At 73.8% G+C, this 21746-nt stretch carries 20 protein-coding genes and 1 pseudogene; 13 read left to right on the top strand and 8 right to left on the bottom strand.

Going from position 1 to position 21746, the window contains the following annotated elements:
- Positions 1–2 precede the first annotated feature (2 nt).
- From ABZ573_RS09595 to ABZ573_RS09585, 3 genes are read right to left on the bottom strand one after another with little or no spacing between them, the layout of a single operon-like run.
- Positions 3–1085, bottom strand: coding sequence for a hypothetical protein (locus ABZ573_RS09595; RefSeq protein ID WP_358117104.1), 1083 nt, complete (start codon positions 1083–1085; stop codon positions 3–5).
- A 10-nt stretch (positions 1086–1095) separates the two neighbouring features.
- On the bottom strand, positions 1096–1395 hold the full coding sequence (locus ABZ573_RS09590; protein ID WP_358117101.1) for a hypothetical protein: 300 nt from the start codon (positions 1393–1395) through the stop codon (positions 1096–1098).
- 17 nt (positions 1396–1412) lie between these two features.
- On the bottom strand, positions 1413–2426 hold the full coding sequence (locus ABZ573_RS09585) for a hypothetical protein (protein ID WP_358117098.1): 1014 nt from the start codon (positions 2424–2426) through the stop codon (positions 1413–1415).
- Positions 2427–2660: 234 nt separating this feature from the next.
- On the opposite strand from ABZ573_RS09585, the gene truB reads away from it, so the two are divergent.
- The 7 genes from truB to ABZ573_RS09550 all read left to right on the top strand — a co-directional run bounded on the left by truB (position 2661) and on the right by ABZ573_RS09550 (position 10484).
- Positions 2661–3545: a tRNA pseudouridine(55) synthase TruB gene (truB, locus tag ABZ573_RS09580; RefSeq protein WP_327030817.1), complete on the top strand. Its 885-nt coding sequence runs from the start codon at positions 2661–2663 to the stop codon at positions 3543–3545.
- Positions 3546–3601: 56 nt separating this feature from the next.
- A complete protein-coding gene (locus tag ABZ573_RS09575) occupies positions 3602–4531 on the top strand; it encodes a bifunctional riboflavin kinase/FAD synthetase (protein WP_132232840.1) in 930 nt (309 codons plus the stop codon).
- Positions 4532–4712: 181 nt separating this feature from the next.
- Positions 4713–4982: a 30S ribosomal protein S15 gene (rpsO, locus tag ABZ573_RS09570; RefSeq protein ID WP_121396038.1), complete on the top strand. Its 270-nt coding sequence runs from the start codon at positions 4713–4715 to the stop codon at positions 4980–4982.
- 226 nt (positions 4983–5208) lie between these two features.
- Positions 5209–7596 carry a polyribonucleotide nucleotidyltransferase gene (locus tag ABZ573_RS09565; RefSeq protein ID WP_151454663.1) on the top strand — a complete coding sequence of 796 codons (2388 nt, stop codon included), beginning with the start codon at positions 5209–5211 and terminating at the stop codon, positions 7594–7596.
- 49 nt (positions 7597–7645) lie between these two features.
- Positions 7646–9070, top strand: coding sequence for a pitrilysin family protein (locus tag ABZ573_RS09560; RefSeq protein WP_327030819.1), 1425 nt, complete (start codon positions 7646–7648; stop codon positions 9068–9070).
- A 98-nt stretch (positions 9071–9168) separates the two neighbouring features.
- The gene (gene dapB / locus ABZ573_RS09555) at positions 9169–9942 is read left to right on the top strand and encodes a 4-hydroxy-tetrahydrodipicolinate reductase (RefSeq protein ID WP_151454661.1); all 774 of its coding nucleotides are present in this window, start codon (positions 9169–9171) and stop codon (positions 9940–9942) included.
- Between the two features lie 47 nt (positions 9943–9989).
- A complete protein-coding gene (locus ABZ573_RS09550) occupies positions 9990–10484 on the top strand; it encodes a GNAT family N-acetyltransferase (RefSeq protein WP_358117093.1) in 495 nt (164 codons plus the stop codon).
- 5 nt (positions 10485–10489) lie between these two features.
- Here the strand turns inward: ABZ573_RS09550 and ABZ573_RS09545 are convergent, their stop codons facing one another.
- Positions 10490–10870 carry a VOC family protein gene (locus ABZ573_RS09545; protein ID WP_151454659.1) on the bottom strand — a complete coding sequence of 127 codons (381 nt, stop codon included), beginning with the start codon at positions 10868–10870 and terminating at the stop codon, positions 10490–10492.
- 244 nt (positions 10871–11114) lie between these two features.
- Positions 11115–11672: pseudogene (locus tag ABZ573_RS09540) on the bottom strand (GNAT family N-acetyltransferase); the annotation flags it as partial.
- Positions 11673–11707: 35 nt separating this feature from the next.
- Between ABZ573_RS09540 and ABZ573_RS09535 the strand changes: the two are divergent.
- On the top strand, positions 11708–13015 hold the full coding sequence (locus ABZ573_RS09535) for a glycosyltransferase 87 family protein (RefSeq protein ID WP_151454658.1): 1308 nt from the start codon (positions 11708–11710) through the stop codon (positions 13013–13015).
- On the opposite strand, the gene ABZ573_RS09530 is transcribed toward ABZ573_RS09535, so the two are convergent.
- Positions 12914–13465, bottom strand: coding sequence for a GNAT family N-acetyltransferase (locus tag ABZ573_RS09530; RefSeq protein ID WP_151454657.1), 552 nt, complete (start codon positions 13463–13465; stop codon positions 12914–12916). The genes ABZ573_RS09535 and ABZ573_RS09530 overlap by 102 nt on opposite strands.
- Before the next feature lie 77 nt (positions 13466–13542).
- On the opposite strand from ABZ573_RS09530, the gene ABZ573_RS09525 reads away from it, so the two are divergent.
- The 5 genes from ABZ573_RS09525 (at position 13543) to ABZ573_RS09505 (ending at position 19482) form a co-directional block, all read left to right on the top strand.
- Positions 13543–14772, top strand: a complete 1230-nt coding sequence (locus ABZ573_RS09525; protein ID WP_151454656.1) for a crosslink repair DNA glycosylase YcaQ family protein — start codon at positions 13543–13545, stop codon at positions 14770–14772.
- A gap of 5 nt (positions 14773–14777) precedes the next feature.
- Positions 14778–15461, top strand: coding sequence for a DUF2752 domain-containing protein (locus tag ABZ573_RS09520; RefSeq protein ID WP_358117088.1), 684 nt, complete (start codon positions 14778–14780; stop codon positions 15459–15461).
- Positions 15462–16024: 563 nt separating this feature from the next.
- A complete protein-coding gene (gene thyX / locus ABZ573_RS09515) occupies positions 16025–16768 on the top strand; it encodes an FAD-dependent thymidylate synthase (RefSeq protein ID WP_151457408.1) in 744 nt (247 codons plus the stop codon).
- Positions 16769–16814: 46 nt separating this feature from the next.
- Complete coding sequence (gene dapA / locus ABZ573_RS09510) at positions 16815–17741, top strand: 4-hydroxy-tetrahydrodipicolinate synthase (protein WP_358117085.1); 927 nt, start codon at positions 16815–16817, stop codon at positions 17739–17741.
- A 52-nt stretch (positions 17742–17793) separates the two neighbouring features.
- Positions 17794–19482 (top strand): ribonuclease J, encoded by a 1689-nt coding sequence (locus tag ABZ573_RS09505; RefSeq protein ID WP_151457406.1) that lies wholly within the window; start codon positions 17794–17796, stop codon positions 19480–19482.
- 175 nt (positions 19483–19657) lie between these two features.
- Here ABZ573_RS09505 and ABZ573_RS09500 read toward each other — a convergent pair whose 3' ends face one another.
- Both ABZ573_RS09500 and ABZ573_RS09495 read right to left on the bottom strand, forming a co-directional pair.
- Positions 19658–20755 carry an LPXTG cell wall anchor domain-containing protein gene (locus ABZ573_RS09500; RefSeq protein ID WP_358117082.1) on the bottom strand — a complete coding sequence of 366 codons (1098 nt, stop codon included), beginning with the start codon at positions 20753–20755 and terminating at the stop codon, positions 19658–19660.
- A 155-nt stretch (positions 20756–20910) separates the two neighbouring features.
- Positions 20911–21744 (bottom strand): isocitrate lyase/phosphoenolpyruvate mutase family protein, encoded by an 834-nt coding sequence (locus ABZ573_RS09495; RefSeq protein WP_358117080.1) that lies wholly within the window; start codon positions 21742–21744, stop codon positions 20911–20913.
- Positions 21745–21746: the final 2 nt, after the last annotated feature.

Raw genomic sequence — 21746 nt, 5'->3', positions numbered from 1 at the left:
CCTCAGCACCTCGAGGTGGACGCCATCGGGGCGGCCAGGTCGAAGAAGTCGCCCGGATCACCACCCGGCACGCGAGGGCCGTGCAGGTCCGGCAGCCACTGCATCACGTTCACCCAGCCGTCGCGCAGCCAGGCGCAGTCGGCGTTCCAGGTGACGGCTTTCGCGGACGCCAACCAGAGCCCTCGGGACGACGCCGGAACGTCCTTCGGGTGCGGCACCTGCCAGACCACCCGGTCCCGGACCGCCACCAGGCCGGCGCCGGCCGGCGCCCGGCGCATAACGTCGAACGGGTACGTCCAGACGAACTCGGTGGTCACCTCCAGCAGGCGGACTCCGGCCACCGTCCTGGCGCGGTAGCTGATCCGTCCCTGCGCGCGGATGTCGTACTCCCAGTCCGCCTGGGATCCGATCCTCGTGGCGACGTGCAGGAAACGCGAGTTGTCGAAGTGCGGCCGCATCTCCGCGCGGGAGTCTGGCGCCAGCAGGCCGAGGAAGGGTTCGGTGTCGCCGACCAGCATCGCGGTCTCCAGCCGGCTCTCGATGAGCGCCTTCCGTACCGAGTCGAGCGCGGCGCGTACCTGGACCTTGTCGAACGGACCCTGGGCGGTGGCCGCAGGCAGGACGATCGCCTTCTCCCGGAGGGCGAAGGACGCCGCCGGGGTGCCGGCGAAGAGATCGCGTGGGGTGCCGACGGCGCTGATCGGCTCGGGCGTCGCGCTCGCGCTCGGTGCGACGGTCGCCGTGCGACGCCAGTCGGCCACCTGAACGACCATCCACCCGGCCGCGACGATCATCAGCAGCGCCAGTGCGAACGCGAAACCGACCGTCAGCGGGCCGTTGTGCCGGGCCTGGAAGAAGCGCACCCGGTCCAGCCCGGTCGGCTGGTGTTCCGGCCCCGGCGACCGCATCCAGTCGGGCAGCCGCACCGGCTCGGCCTCGGCGAACAGGACCTCTCGCCGCCCCTCGGCCGCACTGGCGGGAGGCTGCTGGTCGGCGGCCGGCGGCCCGTCGGCGGCGGAGGGGCGTTCGGCCGGCGGCGCCTGATCGGCGGTCCCGGGAGTGCCGGCGTGCGGGTCGGTGTGCATCGGGTCCGCCTCAGAGCGTGTCGCGCAGGGTCAGGTAGAGCCAGTAGAAGAGCCCGGCGACCAGGGCGAACGTCGCCATCGCGGTGACGAGGAACACGACCACCGAGATCATCGGGCGGGACTCGGTCAGCCTGTCGCGGTCCCGCCACCGCCACAGCGACCGCCGGGCCGCACGCAGCACGGGCAGCCGCTCGACGAGGTCGGTGACGCGACGGCCGAGGGTCCGTCGCGGTGGTGTGGGGTTACGCATCCAGTCCGGGAGGTCGACCGGGGCGTGGTGGTCGTGCGCGCGTCGTGTGTCGGGTGTCATGAGTGCTCCGGTCCGGGTCAGCAGGTGTCTGCGACGTCCAGCGAACGATCGGGGTCGAACACCGCGTCCGGGTCCTCCGTGTCGACCGGAAGGCCGTAGCTCGGGGCGCCGAGATCCAGCAGACCCTTGTCGAACTTCGCGCAGTCCATGTTCGAGGCGTACGAGTCCGCCTCCCAGAGCCAGAGCCCGACGCCCGCCTTCGCGACGTCGTCGGGATGCGGCACGTGCCAGACGACGGTGTCGTGGACGACCACCACACCGGCGCCCGGAGTGGGGTCGAGGGTGCGGAACGCGTACGCCCAGACGAAGTTGGTGGTGATCTCCAGCACCCGGATGCCGTCGCTGTCCCGGGTCGCCCGGTAGGTGACCCGTCCCTTGACCCGGGGCTGGTCGGCGGTCAGCCGGGCACCCGGGGCCAGCCGGGTCGCGTACGTGGCGAAGGAGTCGTCACGGAAGTCGGCTCGCATGCTCGAGCGGGTCGCGGGAGCGAACATCCGCACGAACCGGTCCAGCTCCCCGCCGGCCAGGAACTTCCGGTCCAGCCGGGCGAGCAGCATCGCCGCGCGGACGTCCGCGAGGGCCGCCGCCACCTCGGTGGCGCTGAACGCACCTGTCCGCCGGGCGGGCGGCAGCGTGATCCCGGCCGCCCCCTTGGCGAAGGCCGCCGCCGGGGTGCCCGCGAAGTTGTCGGCGGGCGATGCGGGCGTCGCGGGCGTCGTGTCGCTCGTCGCGGAGACGCCCGGCGGCGGGCTGGTCGTCGGGTAGCCGCGCGGCGTCTCCCCGGCCCGTCGCCACAGGTCGAACCACCCCACGCCGAGCAGGAGTACGAGGACCAGTCCGCCCCCGACCACGGCGGTGACCGCCCGGGTGTGCTCCTCCCAGAACAGGCGGAGCCGTTCCAGGGCGCCGACCGGATGCTCCTCGGCCGGCTGGCGCAGCCACTCCGGAACCTGCCCCGGCTCGTCGCCGGACGCCAGGGGAGCCGGCCGGCTCGGCGGGGACGGCTCGTCCACCGGTGGGGGACTGGTCATCGGCATGTCCTTGGTGAACGGTCCGTCGAGGGCGCATGATCTTCGCACCCGGGCCGCCCGGGACGTGATCCCGTACGCCCCCGCCGCCGTGATCCCGCCCGAGTGGCTGACGGCACATCGGCCGACCATCGGAGGCGGCCTCCGCCGCCGCGCGGAGCGGCGAGCGGCTCCGGTGCCGCTGCGGACGTACGGCGGCGGCGGGGCGTCCGGCCCGGTCTGGCAGGCTTGGGTGTCGTGAGCACAGACGGTCTGATCGTGGTCGACAAGCCCGGCGGCATGACGTCGCACGACGTGGTGGCGCGCATCCGCCGGTTGGCGCGCACCCGCCGGGTGGGGCACGGCGGCACCCTCGACCCGATGGCCACCGGCGTCCTGGTGATCGGGGTCGGCCGGGCCACCCGCCTGCTCACCTACGTGATCGGCGCGCACAAGAGCTACACGGCCACCGTCCGGCTCGGCCAGGCCACCGTCACCGACGACGCCGAGGGCGACGTGATCGCCACCACCCCGGCCGGCCAGGTCACCGACGAGGCGGTCCGGGCGGCCCTGGCCGCGCAGACCGGGGAGATCGACCAGGTGCCGAGCGCGGTCAGCGCCATCAAGGTCGACGGGCAGCGGGCGTACAAGCGGGTGCGCGAGGGGGAGAGCGTCGAGCTGCCCGCCCGCCGGGTCACCGTGTCCCGGCTGGAGCTGCTGGCGGTACGCCGCGACGCGCCCGATGTCGTCGACGTGGACATCGACGTGACCTGCTCCTCCGGCACGTACATCCGGGCGATCGCCCGGGACGCGGGCCTGGCGCTCGGGGTGGGCGGGCACCTGACGGCGCTGCGCCGTACCGCCGTCGGGAACTTCGCCCTCGCGGAGGCCGCCACCCTCGACCAGCTGGAGCAGCGCGCCCCCGAGGTGGTGAACCTGCCGCTGGCGGCGGCGGCCGACCGGTTCTTCCCGCGCCGCGACGCCGGCGCCGACGAGGCGAAGGTGCTCTCCCACGGCGGTCCGCTCGACCCGGTGGGAATCGCCGGCCCCTACGCGGTCTTCGGCCCCGACGGCGGGCTGATCGCTATCGTCAGCGAGCGGGACGGCCGGGCCCGCGCGGAGATCGTGCTCGCCCCCGCCTGACGGGAGCGAGGGACGGCGGCCGGTGCGGGCCGCCGCGGAGGCAGGGGAGGAGCGGCATGCAGCGGTGGCGGGGGTACGACGCGGCGCCCGGCGGCTGGGGGCGGTCGGTCGTCACCATCGGCGTCTTCGACGGTGTGCACAAGGGACACCAGGCGACCATCGGGCACGCCGTGTCCCGGGCCCGCGAGCTGGGCGTGCAGTCGGTGGTGGTCACCTTCGACCCGCACCCGGCCGAGGTGGTGCGCCCCGGTTCGCACCCGGCGGTGCTCACCGAGACCGCCCGCAAGGCCGAGCTGATCGAGGCGCTCGGCGTGGACGTCCTCTGCGTGGTGCCGTTCACCCCGGAGTTCTCCCGGCTGCCCGCCGAGGCGTTCGTGCACGACATCCTGGTCGAGCACCTGCACGCCGCGCTGGTCGTGGTGGGCGACAACTTCCGCTTCGGGCACAAGGCCGCCGGCGACGTGGCGCTGCTGGAGCGGCTCGGGCGCACGTTCGGCTTCGCCGTGGAGGGCGCCCCGCTGGTCGCCGAGGCGGGCACGGTCTACTCCTCCACGTACATCCGCTCCTGCGTCGACGCGGGGGACGTGACGGCGGCGGCCGCCGCGCTCGGCCGCCCGCACCGGGTGGAGGGCGTGGTGGTGCGCGGCGACCAGCGCGGCCGCGAGCTGGGCTTCCCCACCGCCAACCTGCTCTGCCACCGGTACGCGGCGGTGCCCGCCGACGGCGTCTACGCCGCCCGGCTGGTGCGCCGGGGCCACGCCGAGCCCCTGGCGGCGGCGGTGTCGGTGGGCACCAACCCGACCTTCTCCGGCCGGGAGCGGCGGGTGGAGGCGTACGTGCTCGACTTCACCGGCGACCTCTACGGCGAGCGGCTGGCGCTGGACTTCGTGGCGCACCTGCGCGGGCAGATCCGCTACGACGCGATCGAGCCGTTGATCGCCCAGATGAACCAGGACGTCGAGCGGACCCGGCGCGTGCTCGGCTGACCGCGTCGCGGCCCTTGACAGGCCGCCGCCCGGCAGGGCTGGTAGTCTGGCGGGGACGTCGGCTGACCGACGTGGGGCCTCGCGTGCCTGCACGACGCCGCGGGTGCGAGGTACCGGTCCGTTTCCGGTCCACTGACCGATCCGACGGACATCATCGAACAACCCACGAAACAGGGAGAACATGGCGCTCGACCAGGAAGCCAAGGCCAAGATCCGCGCGGAGTACGCGACCGCCGACGGCGACACCGGTTCGCCGGAGGTGCAGGTCGCGGTCCTCACCAAGCGGATCGCCGAGCTGACGGAGCACCTGAAGGTGCACAAGCACGACCACCACAGCCGCCGTGGGCTGCTGCTGCTGGTCGGCCGCCGCCGTCGGCTGCTCAACTACGTCCAGAAGAAGGACATCAACCGCTACCGGTCGCTCATCGAGCGGCTCGGTCTGCGCCGGTGACGTGACGGGGGAGTGGCCCGACCGGGCCGCTCCCCCGCTTCGCCGCCACACGAAAACCGGGCCGCGCGACCACCTGAAAAGGGAGCCGGTCAGCGTACCGGTCTCCGGTAGTGGCCCCCGGACACCCCGGCCTCGCGCCGGCCATCCGGGCGCTTCGATCGAAGACCGGCCGTCTGAGCAGCTCCCCGCGTCGTGGGCCCCCGATGCGAAGGAGCACGACAGCACCATGACCGAGACCAACCTCGGCACCGAATCCCGCACCGCCGTGATCGACAACGGGTCCTTCGGCACCCGTGAGATCACCTTCTCCACCGGCCGGCTGGCCCGTCAGGCCGCCGGCTCCGTCGTCGCCCAGCTCGGCGAGACGGTCGTCCTCTCCGCCACCACCGCCGGCAAGCAGCCGAAGGAGCAGTTCGACTTCTTCCCGCTGACCGTCGACGTCGAGGAGCGGATGTACGCCGCGGGCCGCATCCCCGGCTCGTTCTTCCGCCGCGAGGGCCGCCCCAGCGAGGACGCGATCCTCACCTGCCGGCTGATCGACCGGCCGCTGCGCCCGTCGTTCGTCAAGGGCCTGCGCAACGAGGTCCAGGTCGTCGAGACCATCCTCGCGCTCGACCCGCAGCACCCCTACGACGTCGTGGCGATCAACGCCGCCTCGATGTCGACCAAGCTCTCCGGCCTGCCGTTCTCCGGCCCGATCGGGGCGACCCGGGTCGCGCACATCGACGGCCAGTGGGTCGCCTTCCCGACCTTGGAGGAGCTGGCCCGGGCCACCTTCGACATGGTCGTGGCCGGCCGCTCGCTGCCGGACGGCGACGTCGCGATCATGATGGTCGAGGCCGAGGCGACGCCGCACGCCGTGACCCTGATCGCGGGCGGCGCGACCGCGCCGACCGAGGAGATCGTGGCCAGCGGCCTGGAAGCCGCGAAGCCGGCGATCCGTGAGCTGTGCCGCGCGCAGAGCGAGCTGGCCGAGGTGGCCGCCAAGCCCGTCGCCGAGTTCCCCGTGTTCCTGGACTACCAGGACGACGTCTACGAGGCGGTGGCCGACCTGGCCCGCGCCGAGGTCGCCGAGGCCCTCCAGATCGCCGGCAAGGCCGACCGCGAGGAGGCCCTCGACCGCATCAAGGCCAAGGTCGCCGAGGAGCTCGGCGGTCGCTTCGAGGGCCGCGAGAAGGAGCTCAGCGCCGCCTTCCGGTCGCTCACCAAGTCCGAGGTGCGCAACCGGGTGCTGCGCGAGCAGGTCCGCATCGACGGCCGCGGCCCGCGCGACATCCGCCCGCTGACCGCCGAGGTCGGCGTGCTGCCCCGGGTGCACGGCTCGGCGCTGTTCGAGCGTGGCGAGACCCAGATCCTGGGCGTCACCACGCTGAACATGCTGCGCATGGAGCAGATGGTGGACACCCTGTCCCCGGAGAACCGCAAGCGCTACATGCACAACTACAACTTCCCGCCGTACTCGACCGGTGAGACCGGCCGGGTCGGCTCGCCGAAGCGGCGTGAGATCGGCCACGGCGCGCTCGCCGAGCGGGCGCTGATCCCCGTGCTGCCGTCGCGCGAGGAGTTCCCGTACGCCATCCGGCAGGTCTCCGAGGCGCTCGGCTCCAACGGCTCCACCTCGATGGGCTCGGTCTGCGCCTCGACGCTGGGCCTGCTCTCCGCCGGTGTGCCGCTGAAGGCGCCGGTGGCCGGCATCGCCATGGGGCTCATCTCCGACGAGGTGGACGGCAAGACCGAGTACGTGACGCTGACCGACATCCTCGGCGCCGAGGACGCGTTCGGCGACATGGACTTCAAGGTCGCCGGCACGCCGGAGTTCGTCACCGCGCTCCAGCTCGACACCAAGCTCAACGGCATCCCGTCGGACGTGCTGGCCGCCGCGCTGCAGCAGGCGTACGAGGCCCGGCAGACCATCCTCGGCGTGATGCAGGCGGCGATCGAGGCCCCGGCCGAGATGTCGGAGTACGCCCCGCGGGTCACCACCGTCAAGATCCCGGTCGACAAGATCGGCATGGTGATCGGCCCGAAGGGGCAGACCATCAACGCGATCCAGGACGAGACCGGCGCCGAGATCTCCATCGAGGACGACGGCACGATCTACGTCGGCGCCACCAACGGCCCGTCGGCCCAGGCGGCGGTGGACCGGATCAACGGCATCGCCAACCCGACGCTGCCGAAGGCCGGGGAGCGCTTCCTCGGCACGGTGGTCAAGACCGCCGCGTTCGGCGCGTTCATCTCGCTGCTGCCGGGCCGCGACGGCCTGCTGCACATCTCCAAGGTGGGCGACGGCAAGCGGGTCGAGAAGGTCGAGGACTTCCTCAACGTCGGCGACCGGGTCGAGGTCGAGATCGCGGACATCGACGCCCGCGGCAAGATCTACCTGGACAAGGTCCGCCCGGAGGGCGCCGAGGCGCCGGCCGCCGGCGAGGCTGCTGGCGGCGAGCGTCCGGCCGGCCGGGACCGGGACGACCGGGCTCCGCGCGACCGGGGCGACCGTGAGCGCGGCGGCGACCGGGGCGGTCGTGGCCCGGGCGGCGGCGGCGAGCGCGGCGAGGGCGGCGGCGAGGGTGGCGAGGGCGGCGAGCGTCCGCGCCGCCGCACCCGGCGCAGCTGACGCACCGCACCATCGCATCACCCACCCCTCGTCGATCTGGGAGCAACACGTGAGTCGGGCCGTCAGCGCGCCGTTTCCGCCGGATCGACGGGGGGTGGCGTCCGCGCCGGGCCCCGCAGGGGCCGCGCACCGGGGCACCGGGACGGCCCGCTCCGGCGGCGCCTCCCGGGCGGTGACCCGCACCATCAGCGACGACCCGCTGGGCGGCACGGTACGCCGTACCGTGCTGCCCAGCGGGCTGCGCGTGCTCACCGAGGCGATCCCGGCGATGCGCAGCGTCTCGTTCGGCGTCTGGGTCGCGGTCGGCTCGCGCGACGAGACGGGCCCGCAGGCCGGCGCGGCGCACTTCCTGGAGCACCTGCTCTTCAAGGGCACCAACAAGCGCAGCGCGCTGGAGATCTCCGCGGAGATCGAGGCGGTGGGCGGCGAGACCAACGCCTTCACCACCAAGGAATACACCTGCTACTACGCCCGCGTGCTGGACGAGGACCTGCCGCTGGCCATCGACGTCATGTGCGACGCGGTCGCCGACTCGCTGCTCGAGCCGGCCGACGTGGAGACCGAGCGGGGCGTGATCCTCGAAGAGATCGCCATGCACGACGACGAGCCCGGCGACGAGGTGCACGACCTCTTCGCCCGTGCCGCCTACGGCGACCACCCGCTGGGTCGGCTGATCTCCGGCACCGAGGAGACCGTCACGCCGATGACCCGGCGGCAGATCCAGGGCTTCTACCGCCGCCACTACACCCCGCCGCGGATCGTCGTCGCCGCCGCCGGCAACCTCGACCACGCCACGGTGGTCAAGCTGGTCCGCCAGGCGCTGCGCGGCACCCCGCTGGACACCGACCCGGCGACGCCCGCGCCGCACCGGTCGGCCACCCCGGCCGTACGCACGAAGCCCGCCACCACGCTGGTGGAGCCGAAGGAGACCGAGCAGGCGCACGTCATCCTCGGCTGCCCCGGCATCGACCGGCTCGACGAGCGGCGCTTCGCGCTCGGCGTGCTCAACAACATCCTCGGCGGCGGCATGTCGAGCCGGCTGTTCCAGGAGATCCGCGAGCGGCGCGGCCTCGCCTACTCGGTCTACTCCTACGCCAGCCAGTACGCCGACAGCGGCCTCTTCGCCGTCTACGCCGGCTGCGCCCCGGGCAAGGTCGACGAGGTGCTGGAGCTGACCCGGACCGAACTGGCCCGGGTGGCCGCCGACGGCCTGACCGAGGCCGAGGTGGCCCGCGGCAAGGGGATGAGCAAGGGCTCGTTCGTGCTGGGGCTGGAGGACACGGGCTCGCGGATGAGCCGGCTGGCCAAGGGTGAGCTGCTCTACGGCCACCTGATGCCGGTCGACGAGCTGCTCGCCCGGGTCGACGCGGTCACCGTGGCGGACGTCAACACCCTGGCCGCCGAGCTGCTGAGCCGGCCGATGTCGCTGGCCGTGGTCGGCCCGTTCGGCGCGAACGACTTCGCCGCGCGCTGACCCGTCCCGCACTCCTGCCCGGCGCCCCGGATGCGCACGTCCCGGCGGCTGACGGTCCGCCCGGATGCGCGCGTCCCGATTGGGATAGGTTGTGCCCCGTGACTGACGAGCAGGAGAAGAGCCCGGACGAGCTGATCCGGGTCGGCGTGCTGGGCGCCCGGGGCCGGATGGGCGTCGAGGTGTGCCGGGCCGTGGACGCCGCCGCCGACATGGAGCTGGTGGCCATGGTCGACGAGGGCGACGGCCTGTTCGCCGCGTCCGACGCTGGGGCCGAGGTGGTCGTCGACTTCACCACCCCCGACGTCGTCATGGACCACCTGCACTGGTGCATCGACCAGGGCATCAACGCGGTGGTCGGCACCACCGGCTTCACCGAGCAGCGGCTGGAGCGGGTGCGTGGCTGGCTGGCCCACAAGCCCGGGGTGGGTGTGGTGATCGCCCCCAACTTCGGCATCGGCGCGGTGCTGATGATGCAGTTCGCCGCCCGCGCCGCCCGGCACTTCGAGTCGGTCGAGATCGTCGAGCAGCACCATCCCCGCAAGCTGGACGCCCCCAGCGGCACCGCCACGCACACCGCGCGGCTGGTCGCGGCCGCGCGCGCCGAGGCCGGGCTCGGACCGGTGCCGGACGCCACCAAGGACGAGGTCGCGGGCGCCCGGGGCGCCGACATCGACGGGGTACGCGTGCACGCCGTGCGCGCCACCGGCCTCGTCGCCCACCAGGAGGTGCTCTTCGGCACCGTGGGGGAGACGTTGACCATCCGGCACGACTCGTACGACCGGGTCTCGTTCATGCCCGGCGTGCTGCTAGCCGTCCGCGCGGTCCGCACCCGGCCCGGGCTGACCGTCGGCCTGGACGCCCTGCTCGACTGACGGGCAAACTCTTTGCGGCGTATCCGGACGATCCCTAGGATGCCCGGATGATCAATTCTGGACTCTCCGACCGGGCCGGGCGTCAGGTGACCCTGCGCCCGGTGGACGACGACAACTGGCGGGCGGTGGCCGACGTCGCCCCGCGCGACGACCAGCGCGGGTGGGTGGCGGCGCTGGCCGCCCGCTACCTGCTGCTGACCATGCGCTCCGACGTGTGGACCTCACTGGCGGTGTACGCGGACGAGACCGTCGTCGGGCACGTCATGTGGGGCGTCGACGACGACGGGTCCCGGTGGATCGGTGGCATGGTGGTCGACGCTGCCGAACAGGAGCGGGGCGTCGGGCGGGCGGCCGTGCGCACCCTGGCCGCGTGGCTGGGCGCCCAGGACGGCGGTCACCCCGTCCGGCTCTCCTACCACCCCGACAACACCCAGGCCGCCCGCCTCTACACGAGCCTCGGCTTCGTGCCCACCGGGGCGATGGAGGACGAGGAACTGGTCGTCGAGCTCGTTGCGCCCGCCCAGGGCTCGCCCCGAGCCTGACCTGGTCAGCCTTCCTGGATCACCGACAGGATGTTGCCGGCCGGGTCGGTGAACCACGCGATCGTCGGCCCGTTGCCGCGCATGACGCCCTTGTCGTCCTGGGGCATCCCGGGGTAGTGCGCGAACCGCACCCCGCGCGCGGTCAGCTCGTCGACGGCCCGGTCGACGTCGTCGACGGGGAAGTTGAGCACCGTGTGGGCCGCGGGGGTGTGGTCCGCCTTCGGGTAGACCATCACGTCCCGGCCCCCGGCGAGGTGCAACGTCAGCAGGCCGCCCATGGCGTCGTCGCGCGACACCCGCAGGCCGAGCGTGTCGGCGTAGAACCGTTCGGCCCGGCCGGGGTCGTCCACCGAGAAACTGCTCCACGCCATCGTGTCCGCGAACATGTCGATGCCTCCCTCTCGTGGACGCCGCCACCGCGACCATGGGGTCACGGTAGGCGACACCCCCGACAGTGTCCGGCGGATCGCCGGCACCGGCGGGCCGGAAAGCGCGGCCCGGTGCGATCCGGGTCGTGACCGTCGGGCCAGGTCAGTCCCCGGGCGTCGCCGGTATCGGTGACGACGCACCCGGCGTCAGATCCGGGAGCGTCGCCTCGGTGGGCGTCGCGTCCGCCGGATCCGCGTCCCCCGGCACCGCCACGTGCAGCCGCACCTGCGGGACGAGCATGTCCTCCACGTCCAGCGCGCGGGCCGCGCCGTCGGGCTCCCAGCCGGTGCTGGTGAGGAACTTCCGGGTCGCCGCGTCGCCGTCGAAGGCCCAGGCCAGCGCGCGGGTGAACCCGTCGGCACGCCACAGGTCGACGGTCGCGGCGAGCAGCCGGCTGCCGTGCCCCCGCCGGCCCCAGCGCGGCTCCACCAGCAGGTCCGTCACCGCGGCGACGTCCGGCCCGAGGACCTCCGCCGGCTCACCCGGGGCGAGCGCCTCGGCGTCGGCCGGACCGGAGGCGGCGAACCCCACCAGATAGGATTGCTCGGCCTGTTCGACGGCGACCAGCACCCGATGGGCGCCGGAGGGCGGCTCCTGCACGGCCGCGCTCCACCGCCTGGCGAGCCACGCCTCGTCCAGGTTGTCGAGCACGTGCCGGGGCAGGATCCGGCGATAGGCGACCCGCCAGGTCGCGAGTTGGATGCGTGCGATCTCGCCGGCGTCTTCCGGACGCGCCGGGCGGACGTACCCGAGAGCCATGGGACCGAAGCCTACGCAGGGCGAGGGAGGCGATGGTGGCGCAGGGTCCCCCACGGACCGTCCGGCAGGTCGTCGGCGTCGTCACGCTCGCCGTCGCGGTGACCGCCTTCCTGTCCGTCGCGGCCGTCCGGCACGGCTTCTTCGACCTCAAGGTCTACTACGGCGCGCTGACCTGGTGGGTGCACGACGGCGGGGAGATCTACGACTTCCTCAAGCCCGGCACCCAGTACGGCTTCACGTACCCGCCCTTCGCCGCCCTGGTCATGCTGCCGATGGCGTACCTGCCGTGGTGGGCGGCGATCGCGGTGAGCGTGGCCGCCAGCGTGGTGGTCACCGCCGTGCTGTTCTGGTGGCTGATCGACCCGGTCTCCCGCCGCTCCGGCTGGACCCGCTGGTTCGCCCTCGCCGTGGCGCTCTGCCTGGCCGCCGCGTACGAGCCGATGCGCGAGACAATCAACTTCGGCCAGGTCAACATGCTGCTGCTCTTCCTGGTCGCGATCGACCTGCTCCGGCTGCTGCCGGCCGGCAACCGCTGGGCGGGCGTGGGCATCGGCCTGGCCACCGCGATCAAGCTGACCCCGGGCATCTTCATCGTCTACCTGCTGGTCACCCGCCGCTGGCGCGCCGCGGTCACCTCGATGGCCACCGCGGCCAGTGTGACGCTGCTGGCCGCCGCGCTCTTTCCCGACGCCTCGCGGGAGTTCTGGACGGAGGCGCTGTGGAACACCGGCCGGGTGGGTGAGCTGGCGTTCGTCTCCAACCAGTCGCTGCGCGGCGTGGTCGCCCGGCTCAACCCGGAACATCCGAGCACCCTGGCCTGGCTGGCGCTGGTGCTCGCCACGCTGGCGCTGTGGGCCTGGCGCTCCCGTGCCGCCGTGGCCGCCGGCGACGAGGCGACCGGCCTGGCGCTGACGGGCGCGGTGATGTGCCTGGTCAGCCCGGTCACCTGGGTGCACCACCTGGTCTGGCTGCTGCCCGCGCTGATCCTGCTGGTCGACAACGGGATGGCCGCGCCCGCCGGCAGCCGCCGGCGCCGCGTCCTGCTGGGCGCCGCGATCGTCGGGTACGGCTTCCTGATCAGCCGGATCGTCTGGGCCTGGGAGAAGGACTTCACCGGGCTCGACGGCTTCCTCGGCAGCAACACCTACGTCTGGATCAGTCTGGCGCTGCTGGCGTTCCTGCCGGTCCGGCGGGTGGGCGACACCGACCCGGTCGACCGGCCCCGGGAGAGGCCCGCCGGGTCAGCCGTCGAGGCGGCCGGCGTACCGCAGCTCGACCAGCCCGACCGGCGGGCGCCCGCCGGCCAGCGGCACCGGGTAGGTCGACCGCTCACCGTCCGGTGACAACCCGGCCCGCTCGTAGAACCGGCGGGCCCGGTGGTTGGCCTCCAGGACCCAGAGCCGGTAGTCCGACCAGCCCCGGGCGACCAGCCCGTCGCGCGCCGCGGCCAGCAGCGCCCGCGCCGTGCCGTCGCCCCAGCGGGTCGGCTCGACGTACATCGCCACGACCTCGCCGTGCGCGGCGTCGAGGTCGCCACGGTCCTGGTTGTTGCGGTACGGGCCGAACGTGGTGAACCCGGCCAGCCTCTCGTCGACCTCGGCGAGCAGGGTGGTGAACGGGTGTTCCGGGTCGGCGGTGCCGAGGTCCCGGCGGCGCTGCGCCCAGGCCGTGACGTTGAGCCGCCGGAGCACCTCCTCGGGCATGATCCCGGCGTAGCCGGCCTGCCAGCCGTGGATGTGCACCCGGGCGACCGCCTCGGCGTCGTCGGGCTCCTCGCGGCGGATCGTGAGCATGCGTCCGTTCTATGCCCCGGCGGGTGACGGGTCCAGCGTCCGCACCGGTGTCGTACCTGTGGATTAGGGTCCCGACGATGGCCGCACCGGAATCGCTCTCGCTCGCCCAGGCACGTCGGGTGGCGCTCGCCGCCCAGGGCTTCGCCGATCCCGCGCCCACGGGCGTGCCCACCCGCCGGCACCTGCGTCGGGTGCTCGACCGGGTCGGGCTGATCCAGATGGACTCGGTGAACGTGCTGCAACGGGCGCACTACCTGCCGCTCTACAGCCGGCTCGGGCCCTACCCGACCGCGTTGCTCGACGACGCCGCCTACCGCCGCCCGCGGGAGCTGTTCGAATACTGGGGCCACGAGGCGTCGCTGGTGCCCGTCGGGCTGCATCCGGCGCTGCGCTGGCGGATGGCCCGGGCCCGCTCGGAGTCCTGGGGCGGGATGCGGCGGATCGCCCAGGAGCAGCCCGACCTGGTCGCCTGGGTCCGCGACGAGGTGGCCGCCCGGGGGCCGCTCACGGCCGCCGAGATCGAGCACGACGCGCCCCGGGAGACCGGCAACTGGGGGTGGAACTGGTCGGCGGTCAAGCGGGCGCTGGAGTTCCTGTTCTGGGCGGGGGAGGTGACGGCCGCCGACCGCACCACGTCGTTCGCGCGCCGCTACGACCTGCCGGAGCGGGTGCTGCCGGCCGCCGTGCTCGACGCGCCGACGCCGACCGACGCGGAGGCCCACCGCGCGCTGGTGGGCATCGCCGCGCGGTCGCTCGGGGTGGCCGCGGAGCCGGAGCTGCGCGACTACTTCCGGCTGCCGGTGGCGGGGGCCCGGCAGGCCATCGCCGAACTGGTCGAGGCGGGCGAGTTGCTGCCGGTCGCCGTGCAGGGCTGGCGGCGGCCCGCCTGGCTGCACGCCGGGGCGCGGCTGCCCCGCTGGGTGCGCGGCAACACCCTGGTCAGCCCGTTCGACCCGGTGGTCTGGGAGCGGGCCCGCACCGAGCGGCTCTTCGACTTCAGCTACCGCATCGAGATCTACGTGCCGGCGCCGCAGCGGGTGCACGGCTACTACGTGCTGCCGTTCCTGCAGGGGGAGCGGTTCACCGCCCGGGTCGACCTGAAGGCCGACCGGAAGGCCCGTGTGCTGCTGGTGCCGGCTGCCTGGGGCGAGCCGGGCGTCGACCGGGGCGAGACCGCGCTGGCGCTGGCCGCCGAGCTGCACCGCCTCGCCGGCTGGCTGGGCCTGGACGCGGTGGCTCCGCCCGCCGCCGGCGACCTGGCCGCCCCGCTGGCCGCGGCGCTGGCGGGCGTGGCCGGTGTACGGTGAGCGACGTGACGAGCGTTGACGGACCGGCCTTCCCGCCGCATCCGCAGACGGGTGGGCTCGACGCCCCGCCCCAGGCGGGCCCGGCCGCACCGGCCGACGGGCGGCCCACGGACCAGGCGCCGCCCCACCCGGGTCCGCCCTATCCGCCCCACCCGGGTGCGCCCCATCCGGATCAGCCCTACCCCGGGGCGGCCTATCCGGGTTCGCCCTATCCGGGGGCGGCGGCCTACCCCGTCGCCGAGCCGGACCGGCTCACCCGCTTCGTCGTCCGCCTCTACGAGCGCTCCCCGCGCTGGGCGGTGCCGCTGGCCGCGCTCGGCTGTGTCGCCGCCGGCATCGGCTACGCGCTGATCAGCGACCCCACCCGCTCGGCGCCCGACGCCGCGCCGACCTGCCTGCTCAAGCTCACCACGGGGCTGGACTGCCCGGGCTGCGGCGGCACCCGCGCGCTCTGGTACGTGCTGCACGCCGACCTGCCGGCCGCCGCCCGGCACCACTTCCTCTTCGTCTTCGCGCTGCCCTTCCTGGCCTATCTCTTCGTCGCGTGGGCGGGCCGGCAGGCGTTCGGCTGGCGCCTGCCCGAGCTGCGGATCAGCTCCCGGGTGATCGGCGTCTTCCTGGCTGCCTGGCTGGCCTTCACGATCCTGCGCAACCTGCCCTGGGCACCCTTCACCTCCCTCTACGTCTGAGCCCAGCCGGCCGCCCTGCCCGCGTCGCCGGCCGCTCGCCCTGCCTGCGTCGCCGGCCGCGCCGGGCGTCACCGTAGGAGGCCGGGACGCCTCAGCCGTCTCGGGGTGTGCGTCCTGTCGAGCTGAGTCGTTTACGACATCACGCCGCCAAGGCCCTTCGCTCTGCGGTCGGGCCGATTGGCGGCGGGTGTGGCCGGTCGTGGTGCGCGCTGAGGCCGCACTCGGTCGGGCTTGCCGGCGGCGGGGCGTCCGACCGAGGTCGCTCCCGAGCGCCCGCGGTCGGCCCGGCGTTTCCACGACTCGTCGCTGCTCGCCGATGTCGTGAACGATTCAGCTCGACAGCGCGCGGGAGGGGACGCCGGCCGGCCGTGCGCCAGGCCCGGCGTCCGACAGCGGAACGATGCGCGCCCCGCGTGTTCGATCACCCGGCCGCGTGATCGACAGCTCAGCCGGGTGATCGACAGTGCACCGTCATCGACATTGCACCGTGATCGACGTTGCACCGGGCGAGCCTGGCTTGGGCGGGCCGGGGCCACGCCACTACAGTCCCAGGAATGCCGGAGATGGTGCAGCCCCAGGTCAAGCTCGTCGCGTGGACGCACTTCGAGGCCCCCGACGACGTGCCGTGGTCGACCGACGCCGAGGGCGGCCAGGCCCTCGCGGAGTTCGCCGGCCGGGCCTGCTACCAGAGCTGGAAGAAGCCGAACCCGGCCACCGCCACCAACGCCGGCTACCTCGCGCACATCCTGGAGGTCGGCCACCTGAGCGTGCTGGAGCACGGCTCGGTCAGCTTCTACTTCAGCGGGGTCTCCCGCTCGTTCACCCACGAGCTGATCCGGCACCGGCACTTCTCGTACTCCCAGCTCTCCCAGCGGTACGTGCCGGAGCGCGACGCCGCCATGGTCGAGCCCTCGGTGATCGCCGACGACCCGGAGCTGCACAAGAAGTTCGTGGAGGCGGCCGAGGCGAGCGTGCGCGCGTACAACGAGCTGCTGGAGGGGCTGGAACGGCGCTTCGCCGACGTGGAGAACGCCACACTGCGGCGCAAGCAGGCCCGCCAGGCGGCCCGCGCGGTGCTGCCCAACGCCACCGAGACGCGCATCGTAGTTACCGGCAACTACCGGGCCTGGCGGCACTTCATCGCCATGCGCGCGACCGAGCACGCCGACGTGGAGATCCGTGAGCTGGCGGTGGAGTGCCTGCGGCAGCTCCAGGGCGTCGCCCCGAACGTCTTCGCCGACTTCGTCATCTCGGCCCTGCCCGACGGCACCGAGGTCGCGGCGAGCCCGCACGCCGAGCTGTCCTGAGGGCTTCCCCGGCGGGGCGCCGGTGGTCGTCCGCTAGGTTGGTGGCATGACGCACGACCACCCTGACACGTCCGCCCGGGCGGTGTCCCGCCCCTTCGGGCGAGTCCTCACGGCCATGGTGACCCCGTTCACCGCCGACGGCTCGCTCGACCTCGACGGCGCCGCGCGGCTCGCCAGCTACCTGGTCGACGAGCAGGGCAACGACGCGCTGGTGGTCAACGGCACCACCGGCGAGTCGCCGACCACCACCGAGGCCGAGAAGGAACAGCTGATCCGGGCCGTGGTGGGAGCCGTCGGTGACCGCGCCAAGGTCGTGGCCGGGGTCGGCACCAACGACACCCGGCACACCATCGAGCTCTCCACGGCCGCCGAGAAGGCGGGCGCGCACGGCCTGCTCGTGGTCACGCCCTACTACAACAAGCCGCCGCAGAGCGGCCTGCTGCGGCACTTCACCGCCGTCGCGGACGCCACCGGGCTGCCGGTGATGCTCTACGACATCCCGCACCGGGCGGGCGTGCCGATCGACACCGAGACGATGGTGCGCCTGGCCGAACACGCCCGGATCGTCGCGGTGAAGGACGCCAAGGGCGACCTGACCGCCACGAGCTGGGTCACCAGCCGGACGAACCTCGCCTTCTACAGCGGCGAGGACTCGCTCACCCTGCCCTCGCTGGCCGTGGGCGGCGTGGGCGTGGTCGGCACCTCGACCCACTTCACGGGCGCGCTGACCAAGCAGATGATCGAGGCGTACGACGCGGGGGACACCGCCACCGCGTTGAGCCTGCACCGGCGGCTGCTGCCGCTGTTCACCGGCATCTTCCGTACCCAGGGCGTGATCCTGGTGAAGGCGGGCCTGGTGGCCGCCGGGAAGCCCGCCGGGCCGGTGCGCGCGCCGATGGTCGACGCGACCGACGACGAGATCGCCCAACTCCGCGCGGACTGCGCGGCGGCGGGCCTGGAGCTGCCCGAATGATCGAACGACACGACGGACGCCGAGTGACGGCGTCGCAGAATGAGGTGGACGCGTGACCGAGGCGCACATCGATGCGGAACTTCCCCCGCCGCTGCCGGAGGGTGGGCTGCGGATCATCCCGCTCGGCGGGCTCGGTGCCATCGGTCGCAACATGACCGTCTTCGAGTACGACGGCAAGCTGCTGGTGGTCGACTGCGGGGTGCTCTTCCCCGACGTGGAGCAGCCCGGGGTCGACCTGATCCTGCCCGACTTCGGTCCGATCCTGGACCGGCTCGACGACGTCCAGGCGATCGTGCTGACCCACGGCCACGAGGACCACATCGGCGCGGTTCCCTACCTGCTCGCGCACAAGCCCGACATTCCGCTGGTCGGCTCCCAGTTCACCCTCGCCCTGGTCGAGGCGAAGCTCGCCGAGCGGCGGATCCAGCCCTACACGCTGACCGTGCGGGAGGGCGGCCGGGAGCGGCTCGGCCCGTTCGAGTGCGAGTTCTTCGCGGTCAACCACTCGATCCCCGACGCGCTCGCGGTGGCCATCCGCACGCCGGCCGGCCTGGTGCTGCACACCGGCGACTTCAAGATGGACCAGCTCCCGTTGGACGGTCGGATCACCGACCTGGCCGGGTTCGCCCGGCTCGGCGCCGAGGGCGTGGACCTGCTGCTCTCGGACTCCACCAACGCGGAGATCCCCGGCTTCGTCACGCCCGAGCGGGAGATCGGGCCGGTGCTCGACTCGATCTTCGCGAAGGCCAAGGGGCGGATCATCGTCGCGTCGTTCGCCTCGCACGTGCACCGGGTGCAGCAGGTGTTCGACTCCGCGGGCGAGCACGGCCGCAAGGTCGCCCTGATCGGCCGGTCCATGGTCCGCAACATGGGCATCGCTCGCGACCTCGGGCTGCTCAACATCCCGGCCGGGCTGGTCGTCGGGCTGGAAGAGGCGACGACCCTGCCGCCCGAGCAGATCGTGCTGATGTCCACCGGTTCGCAGGGCGAGCCGATGAGCGCCCTGGGGCGGATGGCCAGCGGCGACCACCGGCACATCACCATCGCCCCCGGCGACACCGTGGTGCTCGCCTCCTCGCTGGTGCCCGGCAACGAGACCTCGGTCTACCGGGTGATCAACCGACTGGCCCGGGCCGGCGCCGTGGTGGTGCACAAGGACGTGGCCAAGGTGCACGTCTCGGGCCACGCCCCCGCCGGCGAGCTGCTCTACCTGCTCAACGTGGTCCGCCCGAGCAACCTGATGCCGGTGCACGGCGAGTGGCGGCACCTGCGCGCGCACGCCCGGCTCGGCATCGAGTCCGGCGTCGCCGCCGACCGGGTGGTGCTCTGCGAGGACGGCGACGTCGTCGACCTCGTCGAGGGCCGGGCCAGCCTGGTCGGTCACGTGAAGAGCCGCTACGTCTACGTCGACGGCCTCGCCGTCGGCGACGTCAGCGAGTCGCTGCTCACCGAGCGCCGGATCCTCGGCGACGGCGGATTCATCGCCACCACCGTGGTGGTCGACTCGGTCACCGGCAAGGTGGTGGGCGGCCCGACCCTGTCGGCGAAGGGCTTCTCCGAGGACCCGGAGGCGTTCAACCCGGTGATCCCGCTGGTCACCGAGGCCCTGAACCGGGCGGCCTCCGACGGCATCACCGATCCGCACCAGCTCCAGCAGATCGTCCGGCGCACCGTGGGACGGTGGGTGAACGACGCGTACCGCCGTCGGCCCATGATCGTCCCCACCGTCGTCGAGGTCTGACCCCGCGCCGCCGCGACGCCCGCCCGCACCCCGTGTGCCGGCGGGCGTCGCCGTGTGGCGGGCCGGTCCGGGGGCGCACCCCTGCGGCACCGCGACCGGCCGGCCGCCGACATCCCCGTGCACGTCGGCGACCGACCCGGAGCCCATCCGGAGGACCGGCCCCGGCCAGCGGAACTCAGCGGCGGCCGAGCCGGCGGCGCAGCAGCAGCAGGCCGGCCCCGAGGGCCAGCAGCGCCGCACCGAACAGGGCGTACGTGGTGCCGGCCGGACCGGTGCGGGGCAGCCCGGCCCCATCCCCGGCGGGCGTCGCCGGAGCCGACGTGGCGCTCGGAGCCGACGTGGCGCTCGGAGCCGACGTGGCGCTCGGCGTGGACGTGACGCTCGGCGTCGCCGCCGGCGGAGTCGTCGGGGCGCCGCCCCCCGTGCCGCCTGGCACGGGCACGGTGACCGAGGTGTCCTTGTTGGTGTACCGGTTGGTGGGCGCGAGATACAGGCGGATGCTCCCCGCCCTCTCGCTGACCGCGAGGCGGATGTGCACCGTGTCCGTGGCGCCCGCCTTCAGCTCGCCGGACCGGATGATCTCGCAGCCCTTGCCGGCCATCCGACCGCTGTCCGAGCACAGCGGCCAGATCACCTGCACACCCTTCGGGGGGACGAGGTTCAGCGAGTAGCCGCCGAGAGTGAAGGTGCCGGTGTTGCGTACCCGGGCCGTCACCCCCATCGACGCGTCGACGACCGGGCTGGCGGTGGCCCGCAGCCGCAGCGACGTCCGGTCCGGCCAGTTGACGCGGAAGTCGGTGGGGCCCTCCGTGCCACCGGCGGCGTCCCGGCCGGCGACGGATCCCCAGCTGCTCACGCCGAAGACCGGCTCGGCCGCCGTCGCCCTCAGCGCCAGCCGGTACACCTGCCGACCACCGGCCGGCACCTGCGTGCCACCGCAGACCCAGGTCTGGGGCGACCCGGCGCCGCGGCAGTCGCCACCCGAGGTCACGGTCAGCCCGGCCGGCAGACGCAGGACGAAGAAGCCCTTCGCCGCCGCCTTTCCGACGTTGCTGACGGAGACCTCCAGGGGCCCCGCCGGGTGCCACGGGTCGCCGCTGAGGAAGACCAGATCCGGCCGGGCGACGATGGTCGGCTCGGCGGCCGTGGTCGTGGTCGGGGTGGGTGTGGGGTCGTGTGCCGACGCGGGCGGGGCGGGGGCGACCAGCGCCAACAGGGCGGGGGCCAGCAGGGCGGTGGCCGCCACGGCGCCGGCGCGGAACGGATGCGTCATCGTGAACTCCCGAGACTCGGTGTCGGTGATGGAGAGACCACCCGGACCAGCCTCCGGTTGCACGGTGTCGGAAGCCCGTCAGGGCGGCTCGGCGTACCCGTCGGCCGCGTCCACGGTCGTGTCGAGCAGGCCGGCGAGTCGCCGGCCGGCCCGCGTCAGGCCAGCAGCGCGTTCAACTCGCCGTAGCCCATCGCGCCGGCCAGCGAGTCGTACGACCCGGAGCGCAGCGCCTCCGTGGCGGCCCGGCGGACCAGCCCGTACGCGGCCTCGGCGAGCGCCGAGCCGAGGCTGACCCGGGCCACGCCAAGCCCCGCCAGCGTGGCGACGGGAAGCCCACCCGGCCCGGTGAGCACGTTGACCGGCCCCTCGATGCCGGCGACCAGCGCGCCGATGGTCTCGGCGTCGGCCACGCCCGGCACGAAGATCCCGTCCGCGCCCGCCGCCCGGTACGCGACCGCGCGGCGGAGCGTCTCCGCCAGCCGTTCCGCCGGGTCGCCCACCGCCCGCAGGAACACGTCGGTGCGGGCGTTGACGAAGAGCCGCACCCCCGCCGCGTCCGCCGCCTCCCGGGCGGCCCGGATCCGGGCGCACTGCTCGTCGACCGGGCGCAGCGGGGACGTCCCGGCCGGCGCGGCGTCCTCGATGTTCACGCCGACCGCGCCGGCGGCCAGCACGCCGGTCACGGTGTGGGCGACCCCGGCCGGGTCGGCGGCGTACCCGCTCTCGATGTCCGCGGTGACCGGGACGGTGACGGCGGCGGCGACCCGGGCGACCACCGCCAGGGCGCGCTCGCGGTCCAGTTCGTCCCCGTCCGGGACGCCCAGGCTCCACGAGACGCCGGCGCTGGTGGTGGCGACCGCCGCCGCGCCGCAGTCGGCCACGATCCGGGCGCTCGCCACGTCCCAGGCGTTGGGCAGGACGAGCGGGGCGCCGGGGCGGTGCAGGGAGTGCAGGAGCAGGGCGGTGCGCTGGTGGTGCGTCGTCGTCATGG

It is taken from the genome of Micromonospora sp. NPDC007220 (assembly GCF_040634035.1).
GTDB lineage: Bacteria > Actinomycetota > Actinomycetes > Mycobacteriales > Micromonosporaceae > Micromonospora > Micromonospora reichwaldensis.
The sequence above is the reverse complement of the archived record's forward strand: the minus strand, read 5'-3'. Positions and strand labels throughout refer to the sequence as shown.